The sequence below is a fragment of the Pseudoalteromonas sp. SCSIO 43210 genome, from assembly GCF_054133285.1.
Genome location: NZ_CP087225.1, coordinates 4,544,918 through 4,560,638, shown reverse-complemented (window position 1 = coordinate 4,560,638; position 15,721 = coordinate 4,544,918). Strand labels below are relative to the sequence as shown.

Below are 15,721 nucleotides of genomic sequence, written 5' to 3'. Positions count from 1 at the left end.
TTTGGCTGGTTATTTGCGTTGTAAGAAAACGCCCGACTCAATGTGATGTGTATATGGGAACTGATCAAATATAGCAAAGCGCTTAACGTTGTGCGTACGTGTTAAGTGATCAAGGTCACGCTCAAGGGTTTCAGGGTTACACGATATATAAATTATGCTTTCGTAGTTAGCCACTAAGTCACATGTTAATTCATCCATGCCCGCGCGCGGTGGATCAACTAATATGGTTTGGCAGTCATAGCTTTTAAGGTCAATACCATCTAAACGAGAGAAAGTACGCTCGCCATTCATTGCTTGAGTAAACTCTTCACTCGACATACGAATAATATCTAAGTTCTCTACGTTATTTTTAGCAATATTGTATTGAGCAGAATGAACAGATGATTTTGATATTTCTGTTGCTAATACTTTATTAAAACAGCCCGCTAACGCAATTGAAAAGTTACCGTTACCGCAATACAGTTCTAATAAATCATTTTTAAGTGGTTTACATAAATCTTGCGCCCACTCCAGCATATTAATATTTACTTTTGCATTAGGCTGAGTAAAGCTATTTTCTACTTGTTGATATATAAGCTCTTGACCATTAACTGTTAAACGTTCAGTTACAAAGTCATCACCTAGTACTTCTTTTTGTTTGCGAGCACGGCCTATAAAGTCAATTTTGTATTTACTGCTAAGCTTTTCTTTAAGTGCTTTAATTTCACTTAACCATTCATCATCCAGTGGTTTGTGATAAAGCAAGCTTACTAAAATTTCACCGCTTAGCGTTGATAGGTAATCGATTTGAAATAACTTACGGCGTAATATTTCACAAGGCTTGAGGCTTTCAATCATCACCTGCATTATTTCACCTACTAAAGGTGCTGCTGGATCAAATGTATCAACACGGATTTTTTCTTTTGTTTGTTGATCAAACATAATGTGAAACAGATCGTCACCGTCGTGCCATACTCTAAATTCAGCACGTTGGCGGTAGTTAGTTGGCTCTGAGCTAAATACTTCTAGTTGCTCCACACCAAAACGTTGAAACTGCGCACTAATACGCTGCTCTTTTTCACTTAACTGCGCTTGGTACTGTGTGGTATCTATTTTAATAACTGCCATTAACGCTACTACCTTATCTAAGATCTGTTTATCGGCGCTATTGTAGGGAGCGCTGCGTATTTGTCTAGTTTTGGCTAGCATTTATGCTGTTTTATTGCACATTGTACTTTAGTTTTTATTGTTATAGCCGATAATAAATTACGCACGCTTAGGAGATGTAACATGAAAATAGGTAACTATGGCTTCACGCCAAACAACAACATTAATAAATTCAATAATAAAGCAGATATACAGCAACCTACTATTCAATCTCCCCAAGATAGTTACCAGCAACGTGGTAAAGAATTAGCTGCAAAAGTGCTTGGCGATAAAATGGCTGAGCAGCTTGGATTGCCTATCGCAGAAAAAAAAGCAGACAAACCACTATTTGATTTTGATGAAATCGTAAAAAACGTACTCGATTTTGTCAGCGGCGCTGTAAATAAAGCAAAAGCTAATGGCGCTAATGATGAAAAGCTTAAAGACATGTTAGGCGATGCGCGCAAAGGAGTTCAAATAGGGATTGACGACGCTGTTGATGAACTTAAAGGAACAGGTGTATTTAATGACGAAATGGAAGAGGGCATCAATAAGTCCAAAGAGGGAATTTACAATGGGCTTGATAAATTTGAAGAGTCGCTATTTAATCCACAACCTGCCAGCGTAAATATAAGTCAGGCTCAATATGTCAGTATGACTAGCAATGCAGAGTATAAATTCACTACCGCAGAAGGCGATGAGGTAAGTATTAGCTTTGCGGATGCATTTGAATCTCAATCGGCGAGTGGCTATCAGAGAAACAGTGATAGTGAATCGTTTGCAAGCTCATCATCGCAATCTCGACAGGTATCATTTTCGATGTCGGTTAATGGTGACTTAAATGAGCAAGAGCAAGAAGCGATTAATGCGATGATGGAAGACTTACAAGATTTAAGTAAAACCTTTTTTGGTGGTGATTTAGATGAAGCATTTGAACAAGCACAAGAGCTGAGTTTAGACAGCGATCAGCTGGTGGCTTTTTCTATGGATTTACGCCAAACAAAAACAATAGCCACAGTTAAAAGCTACGAAGAATATAAACCAGCACCAGAAAAACAAGTAGCAGAGGGTTTAGCCCCTTTTAATGACGACCTTAAAAGTGCTTTTGAAAAAGCGGGTGAACTTGGATTACAAAATCAACTAGCTGGCATTCTACAATGGTTAAATCAAGATCAGGAACAAATAGATAAGTTAGTAGATTACACAAAGTCTATGTTCGAAAACCTTAATCAATTAAATTCAGCGGCCGATGATCTTGCCGATTTAGAAACCACACAAAGCTAAACTACTTTCTTTTATAAATACCTCATGGCAAACTGCCGTTCTTAAAGTAAAGTGGGAACGGTAGTTTGTCAGCGCATATAATGGTCTTTGATTCAGGTATTGGTGGAACTACCGTACTTGAACATATCAAGCAAAGTATCCCCAATGCTCAGTACAGCTATTTTATGGATAATGCATTCCTACCTTATGGTGCTCAATCCCAACAAACAATAATCAACCGATTGTGCTCACTTATTCATTTCATCAAAGCCAACACGCTTGACGTTGATTTAATCGTAATAGCGTGTAATACGGCTTCTACATCTGCACTTAGTGCTGTTCGCCAAGTGACAGATATTCCTATAGTAGGTGTTGTGCCAGCAATAAAGCCTGCCGCAGAATTAACACGCTCAAATCATATTGGCTTATTAGCCACACCAGCCACGGTCGCCAGTTCATACACTAAAACATTAATTGCTGAACATGCACGTAATGTAATCGTTAATCTATATAGCAGTGTGGAGTTAGTGACATTAGCTGAGCAACACTTTTTTACAGACTATTTAGATACAAACAAGTTGCACCAAGTGCTTGATGGCCTAAATATAGATAAAGCTATAGATGTACTTGTACTAGGGTGTACGCACTTTCCGATATTAGTAGAGCCGATTAGTCAGTATTTTAAAGGGAATGTAAAATTACTTGATTCAGGTGTAGCGATAGCAAACAGAGTCAACTACCTACTTAACCAACTTAACCTATGTGTGAATAAGCGAACAGACATAAAAAAGCCGCTGCAATATTATGCAACGGCTGATGTGTTTAGCAATAAGCTAGCGGTAAAGCTAGTTACACTGACTGATCCGTCTCAGTACGTAGAGCATTAGAATCGTCTTCTTGTTTTTGTTTTGCTTCACGTACTTTTAAAGTACGTTGTTGGAACTCGCTATCGTTCAAGTTAGCAATTGCATTGTCTGCATCAGCTTGCGCCATTTCAACAAAACCAAAACCACGACGCTTGCCAGTATTTTTATCCTTTAATAAACGAACATTGAATACTTTGCCTTGTTCTTCAAATAATGCACGAACAACACCTTCATTTGCGCGGTAAGGAAGGTTACCAACATAGAGAGTCTTTGTTTTTACTTCGGCTTCTTCAGTTACATCAGACGACATTGCTGCAATAACAAGTGCGCCTACTAACAAACCAACACCAAATAGAAGCGCAGGGTCTAGTGCCAGGCTTGCTAAAGCAAACTTAACAACAACAAAACCAACTACAGCAAGAATAACAGAAAAGATAAAAGCTTTTTGATCGGGTAATTTCATTTTAGATCTACCAATAAACAGGAAATAAACATTAATTTAACATTGTGAACTTGCTATCTTAACGTCTTAATTGAACATAGCAATGATATTTGTATTAAATAATAAAGAAGAGCACAAAAAAACATCGTTTTACTAAGGTTTTAATATGATTTCACTCGGTTCTGTTCTATTTTTGTTCGAACAGTAAAAAGATCTAAAAAAAGGGTTGATCTGTTTTTGGATCTCCCTATAATGCGACCCCACTGAGACGGGAAACGCCGAAGCATAGCAAGGCACGAACTACTCAGAGAGTTAAATAAAACTTCGGTTTTAAATCTTCCAAAAGAAAATTTAAAACAAAGTATTGACTAGAAAAATAAAGGGTGTATTATTCGCATCCCTTGAGACGCTAAAGCGACTCAAAACGTTCTTTAACAATATAAAGCAATCATCTGTGTGGGCACTCGTACAGATTGAGTTCTAACAGCCAAACTACTTAGGTAGCGAGGCAAACAAATTAGAGTCTCAATTGAAAACTGAGTGACCAACAGAATAGTTATTTCGGTAATTATTCGGCACAGTCAATTCAATATCGAAAGATATTAAAAAATTCAGAATTCATTGAGCTGTCGAAAGACATAAAACTTTTTAATTGAAGAGTTTGATCATGGCTCAGATTGAACGCTGGCGGCAGGCCTAACACATGCAAGTCGAGCGGTAACAGAGAGTAGCTTGCTACTTTGCTGACGAGCGGCGGACGGGTGAGTAATGCTTGGGAACATGCCTTGAGGTGGGGGACAACAGTTGGAAACGACTGCTAATACCGCATAATGTCTACGGACCAAAGGGGGCTTCGGCTCTCGCCTTTAGATTGGCCCAAGTGGGATTAGCTAGTTGGTGAGGTAATGGCTCACCAAGGCGACGATCCCTAGCTGGTTTGAGAGGATGATCAGCCACACTGGGACTGAGACACGGCCCAGACTCCTACGGGAGGCAGCAGTGGGGAATATTGCACAATGGGCGCAAGCCTGATGCAGCCATGCCGCGTGTGTGAAGAAGGCCTTCGGGTTGTAAAGCACTTTCAGTCAGGAGGAAAGGTTAGTAGTTAATACCTGCTAGCTGTGACGTTACTGACAGAAGAAGCACCGGCTAACTCCGTGCCAGCAGCCGCGGTAATACGGAGGGTGCGAGCGTTAATCGGAATTACTGGGCGTAAAGCGTACGCAGGCGGTTTGTTAAGCGAGATGTGAAAGCCCCGGGCTCAACCTGGGAACTGCATTTCGAACTGGCAAACTAGAGTGTGATAGAGGGTGGTAGAATTTCAGGTGTAGCGGTGAAATGCGTAGAGATCTGAAGGAATACCGATGGCGAAGGCAGCCACCTGGGTCAACACTGACGCTCATGTACGAAAGCGTGGGGAGCAAACGGGATTAGATACCCCGGTAGTCCACGCCGTAAACGATGTCTACTAGAAGCTCGGAGCCTCGGTTCTGTTTTTCAAAGCTAACGCATTAAGTAGACCGCCTGGGGAGTACGGCCGCAAGGTTAAAACTCAAATGAATTGACGGGGGCCCGCACAAGCGGTGGAGCATGTGGTTTAATTCGATGCAACGCGAAGAACCTTACCTACACTTGACATACAGAGAACTTACCAGAGATGGTTTGGTGCCTTCGGGAGCTCTGATACAGGTGCTGCATGGCTGTCGTCAGCTCGTGTTGTGAGATGTTGGGTTAAGTCCCGCAACGAGCGCAACCCCTATCCTTAGTTGCTAGCAGGTAATGCTGAGAACTCTAAGGAGACTGCCGGTGATAAACCGGAGGAAGGTGGGGACGACGTCAAGTCATCATGGCCCTTACGTGTAGGGCTACACACGTGCTACAATGGCGCATACAGAGTGCTGCGAACCTGCGAAGGTAAGCGAATCACTTAAAGTGCGTCGTAGTCCGGATTGGAGTCTGCAACTCGACTCCATGAAGTCGGAATCGCTAGTAATCGCGTATCAGAATGACGCGGTGAATACGTTCCCGGGCCTTGTACACACCGCCCGTCACACCATGGGAGTGGGTTGCTCCAGAAGTAGATAGTCTAACCCTCGGGAGGACGTTTACCACGGAGTGATTCATGACTGGGGTGAAGTCGTAACAAGGTAGCCCTAGGGGAACCTGGGGCTGGATCACCTCCTTATACGATTTAGAACTTATTTGTTCGTAGTGTCCACACAGATGATTGTTATTGTAAAGAGAACAAAACTTATTGTTTTGGGTCTGTAGCTCAGCTGGTTAGAGCGCACCCCTGATAAGGGTGAGGTCGGTAGTTCAAATCTACTCAGACCCACCACTTCTTGTCTAATCAAGAAGATGGTTAAAACAGTAAGTACCAGCATATGTGGGGCTATAGCTCAGCTGGGAGAGCGCCTGCCTTGCACGCAGGAGGTCAGCAGTTCGATCCTGCTTAGCTCCACCACTTTTACTTCTTAAAAATAAATATTCTTTATCGGGCCATTAAAAGCCTGAGAATAGAGTGTGTTTAATTTTGAGAGGTTTTCGTATCTCTTGCTCTTTAAAAATTTGGAAAAGCTGATAATAAAATTCTGATAGATACATTGTATTTATCAAGAGTTTTCAAAAGTAAAAAAACAATGGTAGCAGTACCATTCAGTGCCATTTGATTAACGTTTTACGTTGATTGATTGGTATCTACTTTAGTATTCAATATTGACTTCTGGCGAAGTTAAACTGTCACACAACAAAGACCCGTTTGGGTTGTATGGTTAAGTGACTAAGCGTACACGGTGGATGCCTTGGCAGTTGGAGGCGATGAAGGACGTATTAACTTGCGATAAGCCTAGTCAAGCTAGTAAAAAGCGCTTGAGACTAGGATTTCCGAATGGGGAAACCCACCTGCTTGCAGGTATCGTTAACTGAATACATAGGTTAACGAGGCGAACGCGGAGAACTGAAACATCTAAGTACCCGTAGGAAAAGAAATCAACCGAGATTCCGAAAGTAGCGGCGAGCGAAATCGGAACAGCCCTTAAGCTTATTATGTGTTAATGGAAGGCTGCTGGAAAGCGCCACGATACAGGGTGATAGTCCCGTACATGAAAAGACATTTTAAGTGAAATCGAGTAGGTCGGAGCACGTGAAACTTTGACTGAATATAGGTGGACCATCATCTAAGGCTAAATACTCCCAACTGACCGATAGTGAACCAGTACCGTGAGGGAAAGGCGAAAAGAACCCCTGTGAGGGGAGTGAAATAGAACCTGAAACCGTGTACGTACAAGCAGTAGGAGCCCACTTGTTGGGTGACTGCGTACCTTTTGTATAATGGGTCAGCGACTTATATTTTGTAGCGAGGTTAACCGAATAGGGTAGCCGTAGGGAAACCGAGTCTTAACTGGGCGACTAGTTGCAAGGTATAGACCCGAAACCCGGTGATCTAGCCATGGGCAGGTTGAAGGTTGAGTAACATCAACTGGAGGACCGAACCCACTAACGTTGAAAAGTTAGGGGATGACCTGTGGCTAGGAGTGAAAGGCTAATCAAACCGGGAGATAGCTGGTTCTCCCCGAAATCTATTTAGGTAGAGCCTCGGACGAATACTTACGGGGGTAGAGCACTGTTAAGGCTAGGGGGTCATCCCGACTTACCAACCCTTTGCAAACTCCGAATACCGTAAAGTAATATCCGGGAGACACACGGCGGGTGCTAACGTCCGTCGTGAAGAGGGAAACAACCCAGACCGCCAGCTAAGGTCCCAAAGTCATAGTTAAGTGGGAAACGATGTGGAAAGGCCCAGACAGCCAGGAGGTTGGCTTAGAAGCAGCCATCCTTTAAAGAAAGCGTAATAGCTCACTGGTCGAGTCGGTCTGCGCGGAAGATGTAACGGGGCTAAACTATGCACCGAAGCTGCGGATTCAGAATTTATTCTGAGTGGTAGGGGAGCGTTCTGTAAGCGGTTGAAGGTGTACCGGGAGGTATGCTGGACGTATCAGAAGTGCGAATGCTGACATGAGTAACGATAATGGGAGTGAAAAACTCCCACGCCGGAAGACCAAGGGTTCCTATCCCATGTTAATCAGGGTAGGGTAAGTCGACCCCTAAGGCGAGGCCGAAAGGCGTAGTCGATGGGAAACAGATTAATATTTCTGTACTCGATATAATTGCGATGGGGGGACGGAGCAGGCTAAGCAAGCATAGCGTTGGTAGTCTATGTGAAAGTGAGTAGGGCGTTTGTTTAGGTAAATCCGGACGAACACTAAACCTGAGACACGAGACGAGTCACTACGGTGATGAAGTTGCTGATGCCATACTTCCAGGAAAAGCCTCTAAGCTTCAGATTATATGGAATCGTACCCCAAACCGACACAGGTGGTCAGGTAGAGAATACTAAGGCGCTTGAGAGAACTCGGGTGAAGGAACTAGGCAAAATCGTACCGTAACTTCGGGAGAAGGTACGCTCCTATCTGTGATGAGACTTGCTCTCTAAGCGGACGGGAGCCGCAGTGACCAGGTGGCTGGGACTGTTTATTAAAAACACAGCACTGTGCAAAATCGCAAGATGACGTATACGGTGTGACACCTGCCCGGTGCCGGAAGGTTAATTGATGGGGTTATCCTTAGGGAGAAGCTCTTGATCGAAGCCCCGGTAAACGGCGGCCGTAACTATAACGGTCCTAAGGTAGCGAAATTCCTTGTCGGGTAAGTTCCGACCTGCACGAATGGTGTAACCATGGCCACGCTGTCTCCACCCGAGACTCAGTGAAATTGAAATCGCAGTGAAGATGCTGTGTACCCGCGGCTAGACGGAAAGACCCCGTGAACCTTTACTACAGCTTGGCACTGAACATTGAACCTACATGTGTAGGATAGGTGGGAGACTTTGAAGCAGCGACGCTAGTTGTTGTGGAGTCAACCTTGAAATACCACCCTTGTAGTTTTGATGTTCTAACGTTGGCCCCTGAATCGGGGTTACGGACAGTGCCTGGTGGGTAGTTTGACTGGGGCGGTCTCCTCCTAAAGAGTAACGGAGGAGCACGAAGGTTGGCTAAGTACGGTCGGACATCGTACGGTTAGTGTAATGGTAGAAGCCAGCTTAACTGCGAGACAGACACGTCGAGCAGGTACGAAAGTAGGTCATAGTGATCCGGTGGTTCTGAATGGAAGGGCCATCGCTCAACGGATAAAAGGTACTCCGGGGATAACAGGCTGATACCGCCCAAGAGTTCATATCGACGGCGGTGTTTGGCACCTCGATGTCGGCTCATCACATCCTGGGGCTGAAGTCGGTCCCAAGGGTATGGCTGTTCGCCATTTAAAGTGGTACGCGAGCTGGGTTTAGAACGTCGTGAGACAGTTCGGTCCCTATCTGCCGTGGGCGTTTGAGAATTGAGAGGGGTTGCTCCTAGTACGAGAGGACCGGAGTGAACGAACCGCTGGTGTTCGGGTTGTCATGCCAATGGCATTGCCCGGTAGCTACGTTCGGAACTGATAAGCGCTGAAAGCATCTAAGCGCGAAGCAGGCCTCGAGATGAGTTCTCACTAGACTTTTAAAGTCTCTGAAGGGCCGTTGAAGACTACAACGTTGATAGGCAAGATGTGGAAGTGGTGTGAGCCATTAAGCTAACTTGTACTAATTACCCGTGAGGCTTAACCATACAACGCCAAACGCGTTTTATGTGATAGTGAAACACGCGAAGAAGTTAATATAACTAAAGTAGATATTACTTAAAGAAAGACTTAAAAAATATTATCAGATATTTTCCAAATTCAGTTAGTGCGCAGAAATACGTATTAACGCCCAAATTTGCTTGGTGACAATAGCGTTTTGGACCCACCTGACTCCATGCCGAACTCAGTAGTGAAACGAAACAGCGCCGATGATAGTGTAGCATTTGCTATGTGAAAGTAGGACATTACCAGGCTTCAAATTGTAGAGAGCCCGACTAGAAATAGTCGGGCTTTTTTACGTCTGCAGAAAAGTAAAATGTGCGCAATTAACACACACTCATATCGCGACACAAAGATAGTGTAGCATTTCACTGTGGCTCTCCACCGCTGTGGGCACTACGACATCACCAGGCTTCAAATTAAAGAAACCCGTTACAGCAATGTGACGGGTTTTTTGCTGTTTTGGATTTAATAAATAGCCAAGAGCCCATGCCGAACTCAGTAGTGAAACAAAACAGCTCGAAGGCGAGACCCACTGAAGGCCGCCCTGACACAAAGATAGTGTAGCATTTGCTATGTGAAAGTAGGACATTACCAGGCTCCAAATTGTAGAGAGCCCGACTAGAAATAGTCGGGCTTTTTTACGTCTGCAGAAAAGTGATTCAGGGATTCCTCTAGAGCGAAGGACTTCTTAGTAAATCATTTATATCAATCAGCAATAATATTTAATCCATTTTAGAGGTTAAATCTGACCCTAACTGCGTTAAAAACCTCAAATATGAAACAACTGAATAACGAATTGTTGCCCTTCTTTTATCGACTCTGCTTAGTTATTGCTCTAATCTCAATTTATAGTCTGTTCCATTGTCTCGTTTATAAAATGTGACAGAGTTCGTTTAGGTGAAATTAGAATAATAAGGGCTTAATCATGAGTAAAGTTGAAAACCATCCGCATGGTATTTTTTGTTGGTCAGAACTTTGTACGCACAATTGGAAAGACGGTAAGGCGTTTTATACATCATTATTTGATTGGGGACATGAGGATCAACCTATTGGAGAGAACATATACTACACCATGCTACAAAAGCAAGGTGATGATATAGCCGCTATGTATGAAATGCCTAAAGAGCAAATTAGTGCAGGTATCCCAAGTCATTGGTTGGCTTACATTGCCGTCGATAATGTTGATGATTGTGCGCTAAAAGCGAAAGAGCTAGGTGCTGAAATTATTGCCGGTCCTCATGATGTTATGAATGCAGGTCGCATGCTTATGCTAAAAGATCCAGTAGGCGCAACTGTTGCACTATGGCAGGGGAATGATCATAAAGGTTGTAAGCGCTTAGGTGAATTAAATACGCCTTATTGGCATGAGTTAGCAACAAGAGATAGTAGAGTAAGTAGAGACTTTTACTGTGCTTTACTAGGCTGGGAAAGCGAAATAAAGCCTATGGAAGGGATGGACTACATTTTATTTTTAGTCGATGGACAACCAATTGCCGGTATGCTTGAAATGACAAGTGAATGGCCTGATGATACCCCTGCTCATTGGATGATTTATTTTGCAGTAGAGAGTTGCGATGTAATTGTTAGTAAAGCCGCTAACTTAGGCGGGCAAGTATGTGTTCCTGCAACAGACATCCCCGATGTTGGTCGCTTTAGTGTTATATGCGACCCTCAAGGTGCTGTATTTTCTGTGATCGAATCTGTTATGGATGACGTTTAAATAGTTACATTAGCTTTAGCGTTAATTTACTCGCTAGTTTGTTATAATACTCGCCAATTAAATCGTCAGAAAGTGCAGAGAACGCAATGGAATTTGAACAAGATAGCAATTTAACCCTCCCTTTATTTCTATTAGATGAATCATTAAGTGATAGAGATTTAGAGCAGCCTGATTTTGAAATATCAATTGGACTTGATGATGAGTTACTTGCTCAAATTTGCCAAAATCCAAGTGAAGATAGCAGTGTCGCTATTACCATTGATAGTTATGAATTACTTATTACTGCCCCTTTGTATTTAAACATATTGAGCCAAGAACATGATGCGCAAATAACATTAACGCATGGGCCTCTTTTAAGTATTGTTTTGAATACTGAAGGTCAAAAGACATTCGTTTCTCCTCAAATGGATATGATGCCCACCTTCGATTTAGGTGATGAGGACGAATGAAAAAAATAATAATAAGCATATTCGTACTAATTATTCTCAGTGGTTGTGCTTACTTAGGTAATGCACATTACGATGATTTATTTGGGCCTGAGCAAGCGCAAGAGCGTATTGTTCCGCATTCTACCTTAGCTGGCGCTGATTTTTTACAAAACGTAAAACCAGTACTCGATACCCGCTGCGTCGTTTGCCATGGTTGTTATGACGCACCTTGCCAGCTTAAGCTTTCATCTCCAGAAGGTATTGACCGAGGGCTGAGTAAAGAACTGGTTTATGATGGAACTCGCTTATTGGCAACGACCCCAAGCCGTTTATTATTTGATGCAACTAATACTCAGCAATGGCGAGAAAAAAACTTTACACCAGTGCTTAATGAACGAGCGCAAACTGAAGAAGCTAATTTAGCCGGAAGTGTTTTATTTAATAGCTTGGTGTTAAAGCAAAGCCATGAACTACCAACAAATGAAGTACTAGATGATGAATTCGACTTTTCTTTAAATCGCGCTCAAACCTGCGCAACCATGGGAGAGTTTGACCGATTGGCAGATGAGCAGCCTCATGGCGGCATGCCTTATGGTTTGCCTGGTGTATCACGGGATGAATTCAATCATTTACAGCAATGGCTCAAAACGGGTGGTAAAATGTCGCATATTGCGCCGCCAAGTAAGTATGATCAGAATAAAATAAAGGGTTGGGAAGCATTTTTAAACCAAGATAGTTTAAAGTATCAGCTATCTGCTCGTTACATTTATGAGCATTGGTTTTTAGCTCATATTTATTTTACGCCTAAAAATCCACAGAGCTTTTTTAAATTAGTCCGTTCAAGCACACCTCCGGGTGAAAAAATAAAGCTAATAAATACGCGCCGCCCATATGATGACCCTAAAGTTAGCCGCGTTTATTATCGTTTTATGCAAGAGCGTACAACAATACTTTCCAAGACGCATTTACCACTTGAGCTTAATGAAGCTAAGTTACTGCGTTTGTATGAGCAATTTATTGCGCCAGATTATACCGTTGCGCAAATGCCAAGTTATAAGGCTGAGTCTGCATCTAATCCATTTAAAACATTCGAAGTAATCCCTATTAATTCTAAATATCAATTTATGCTTGATGAAGCAGAGCTGATCATCATGGGGTTTATTAAAGGACCTGTGTGTCGTGGTCAAATTGCCTTGAATGTAATTAATGACCACTTTTGGGTTGCATTCGCTGATCCAGCTAAAGTGGCCACGCCAGCTGTTGGTCAAATGCTGATGCGCCACGAAGAAGCATTAGAGCTACCAGCTGCTGAGGAAAGTAACGCATTACCAATTTCTAACTGGGTAAAATATTCAGCACTAGAGCAAAAATATTTACAAGCTAAAGTTGATCTGGCTAATGATCTGTTTAAGGGGGGTGAGCATCTAACAACTGATTTATTGTGGAAAGGCGACGGGCATAATAAAAATGCGGCACTGACTATTTTTCGTCATTTTGACAGTGCGACTGTTGTAAAAGGTTTTATTGGACAAGAGCCAAAAACAACGTGGGTACTTGATTATGCTTTGTTTGAGCGTATTCATTACTTACTGGTCGCTGGTTTTGATGTGTACGGTAATATAGGCCATCAATTAGTGACGCGTTTGTATATGGACTTTTTACGTTTAGAGGGAGAGCAAAATTTTTTAGCTTTATTACCTGAAAATAAACGCAATCAAATTAAAAAATACTGGTACCGAAAATCACCGCCAAGCTTAGCTAAGTTTTTTAAAAATAATCGCGAATTTAGTCAACCCAGTGGTATTGAGTATAAAACGGATGATCCTCAACACGAGCTTTATGAGTTAATGAAAGAAGCGTTAGCACCTGTGTTAAATGAGCAATATGATTATACTCAAGTGCCTAAAGATCTGAGTGTAATTAACTCTATGCCAGCAAAAGCTGTTAATTTATTACCGCAATTATCTTTTGTATTAGTTAAGCAAACTGATGATAGCCATAAGGCGTACACGATTATCCATCATAATGCGCACTACAATATATCTAGTTTATTAAACGAAGATGGGCAACGTGCTTATGATGAAGATACCGCAACGATTGTTCCTGGCTTTATAGGTGATTATCCAGCAGCTATTTGGTATTTAAATAACGATCAGCAAGTAAATGCTTTTGTCGAGCAATTGCCTATGATGCAAATAGAAGCTGATTATAGAACACTAAAATCTAAGTTTGGTATCCGACGGACTCATCCACAATTTTGGCAATACAGTGATATTTTGCACGACACGGCTAAAAAATATCGTGGTGTTGAATATGGAATGTTTGATTATAACCGTTTAGAAAACAGATAATTAATCTAAACTCTGGTTAAAATATTTACTAACATATTGAACCTAAATAATATTTAAGTGGATTTGTCTCTAGCCAGAGATTTTCAGTGAAAACAAGGCGAGTTACGCGTCAATAGCTCGACTATTGCAAGTAAATTCAACGTAGTTAGCGTTGAAAATAATTGTTTGAGATAGATTTATTATCCAGAGTTCAGATCAATTAGATAGTTTCATTTTAGTAGCCCAGCTTTTAAGTTGGGCTTTTTTATTTTATGAGTGTTATATAATACCAATCCACAAAGATAGCTGCGGACGCTTGTTAAGCGTCCTTTATTTTCAATGCTTTAAATGACGAAAACTCACTTGCTAAGTACTTTTGAAATACGTTAATTTATGATTTTAATATTCACATAGGAAGTTAGTGTGCAGTCTATTGTGCAATCAATTCAATTTCAGCAATTCAGTGGCTCTTTACAAGGCCAAGGTCAAAGCAGCTACTGCATCCACAACTTACACTGGCACGTTAACGAAGGTGAGCATTGGTTGCTTCTAGGTGGCAATGGCGCAGGTAAATCAGCATTAACGGCGGCGTTAGTTGGTGAGGCTAAGCATGAAAATGGTCAAAGAGTGTGTACGTTTAAAAAGCTACTGCTTGTTTCATCTGATGCGCAAAAACAGCTATTGAATAAAGAGCTAGAAGAAGAAAAAAATAGCCTAGTAAAAGAGCTTATTATAGATAAAAATTATAATATCGATTTACGTAAGCAGCTTATAAAGCTATTTAAGTTTGATGAACTATTAACTCGACATTTTAGAGACCTTTCAACGGGTGAAACTCGTAAACTCCTACTTATAAAAGCACTCAGCTCCCATAGTAAGTTAGTCGTGCTTGACGAGCCTTTTGATGGGCTCGACGTACAATCGTGCCAGCAACTTAATAAAATACTCATAGAGCTTAGCCAAACAATTACTTTTGTTTTTGTACTAAACCGCCTAGACGAAATCCCTTCATTCATTACTCATTATGGCTATGTAAACCAAGGTTGCTTGTTACATACTTTGGCAAAGCCAGACAAGGAGCAATTGAGTGATTTACTAAAACTACTTCATTTAGAACATACCTTATTGGATGTGCCATCTTCTGATACCGAGCAAGAGCAAAAGACATTCACTGGTAATACCTTAGTTAAATTGAGTAATGCTAAAGTTAGTTATAGTGACGTAAGCATATTCAAAAATCTCAATTGGACTATAAAAAAGCATCAGCATTGGCAGCTTACTGGAGCGAACGGTTCAGGTAAAACATGCCTATTAAATTTAATAACAGGTGATAACCCACAGTGTTATAACAATGACATTGAAGTGTTCGGTTTTAAACGCGGAACCGGGGAGAGTATTTGGGATATAAAACAGCATATTGGTTTTATATCTAACGCGCTACATATGGATTACCGCGTAAGTATATCGGCTTTAAATACTGTTATTTCAGGATTTTACGACAGCATAGGTTTATATCAAAAACCGAGCGACGCACAAATTAATATTGCTCAACAGTGGCTGGCATTTATTGGTTTAAGTGATAAACAAAATACCTCATTCACCCAGCTATCGTACGGCGATCAGCGGATGTTATTAATTGTGCGGGCTATGGTAAAACATCCAACGTTACTTATTTTAGATGAACCTTGCTTAGGCTTAGATGAAGCAAACAGGCAGCGTGTACTGCTACTAATAGAGAAAATTTGTGCTGCCAATACAAGTACTGTGATTTATGTAAATCATCATGCGGCAGACAAAATTAAAGGAATAGAGAATTACTTAAAAATGGAAGACTTTCATTAAAAGCTTAGAGAAAGGTTGAGCGAGAATTC

The 15,721-nt window shown here is 41.6% G+C and carries 8 protein-coding genes, 2 tRNA genes and 3 rRNA genes; 11 read left to right on the top strand and 2 right to left on the bottom strand.

Annotated features, from left to right (window positions below; all coding sequences use genetic code 11):
• Positions 1–9: 9 nt before the first annotated feature.
• Positions 10–1,107: a tRNA (uridine(54)-C5)-methyltransferase TrmA gene (gene trmA, locus LOS73_RS19775; RefSeq protein ID WP_007378561.1), complete on the bottom strand. Its 1,098-nt coding sequence runs from the start codon at positions 1,105–1,107 to the stop codon at positions 10–12.
• A 162-nt stretch (positions 1,108–1,269) separates the two neighbouring features.
• Between trmA and LOS73_RS19770 the strand changes: the two genes are divergently transcribed.
• Both LOS73_RS19770 and murI read left to right on the top strand, forming a co-directional pair.
• A complete protein-coding gene (locus tag LOS73_RS19770) occupies positions 1,270–2,409 on the top strand; it encodes a DUF5610 domain-containing protein (RefSeq protein ID WP_007378560.1) in 1,140 nt (379 codons plus the stop codon).
• Positions 2,410–2,474: 65 nt separating this feature from the next.
• Complete coding sequence (gene murI, locus LOS73_RS19765) at positions 2,475–3,275, top strand: glutamate racemase (protein ID WP_033016124.1); 801 nt, start codon at positions 2,475–2,477, stop codon at positions 3,273–3,275.
• Here murI and LOS73_RS19760 read toward each other — a convergent pair.
• On the bottom strand, positions 3,238–3,717 hold the full coding sequence (locus tag LOS73_RS19760; RefSeq protein WP_007378558.1) for an RNA recognition motif domain-containing protein: 480 nt from the start codon (positions 3,715–3,717) through the stop codon (positions 3,238–3,240). The genes murI and LOS73_RS19760 overlap by 38 nt on opposite strands.
• Before the next feature lie 628 nt (positions 3,718–4,345).
• On the opposite strand from LOS73_RS19760, the gene LOS73_RS19755 reads away from it, so the two are divergent.
• The 9 genes from LOS73_RS19755 to LOS73_RS19715 all read left to right on the top strand — a co-directional run bounded on the left by LOS73_RS19755 (position 4,346) and on the right by LOS73_RS19715 (position 15,692).
• Positions 4,346–5,881: ribosomal RNA gene (locus LOS73_RS19755) — 16S ribosomal RNA — on the top strand.
• Positions 5,882–5,957: 76 nt separating this feature from the next.
• A tRNA-Ile gene (locus LOS73_RS19750) sits at positions 5,958–6,034 on the top strand.
• Positions 6,035–6,084: 50 nt separating this feature from the next.
• Positions 6,085–6,160, top strand: a tRNA-Ala gene (locus LOS73_RS19745).
• Positions 6,161–6,465: 305 nt separating this feature from the next.
• Positions 6,466–9,356, top strand: a 23S ribosomal RNA gene (locus tag LOS73_RS19740).
• Between the two features lie 152 nt (positions 9,357–9,508).
• Positions 9,509–9,623 (top strand): 5S ribosomal RNA (gene rrf, locus LOS73_RS19735).
• Together the 16S, 23S and 5S rRNA genes with 2 tRNA genes alongside form the textbook arrangement of a ribosomal RNA operon.
• Positions 9,624–10,297: 674 nt before the next feature.
• Positions 10,298–11,092, top strand: a complete 795-nt coding sequence (locus tag LOS73_RS19730; protein WP_457934195.1) for a VOC family protein — start codon at positions 10,298–10,300, stop codon at positions 11,090–11,092.
• Positions 11,093–11,178: 86 nt separating this feature from the next.
• Positions 11,179–11,541: a hypothetical protein gene (locus LOS73_RS19725; RefSeq protein WP_457934194.1), complete on the top strand. Its 363-nt coding sequence runs from the start codon at positions 11,179–11,181 to the stop codon at positions 11,539–11,541.
• Positions 11,538–13,871: a fatty acid cis/trans isomerase gene (locus LOS73_RS19720; protein ID WP_457934193.1), complete on the top strand. Its 2,334-nt coding sequence runs from the start codon at positions 11,538–11,540 to the stop codon at positions 13,869–13,871. The genes LOS73_RS19725 and LOS73_RS19720 overlap by 4 nt, the downstream gene beginning before the upstream one ends.
• A 414-nt stretch (positions 13,872–14,285) precedes the next feature.
• A complete protein-coding gene (locus tag LOS73_RS19715; RefSeq protein ID WP_457934977.1) occupies positions 14,286–15,692 on the top strand; it encodes an ATP-binding cassette domain-containing protein in 1,407 nt (468 codons plus the stop codon).
• The last annotated feature ends 29 nt before the right edge of the window (positions 15,693–15,721 follow it).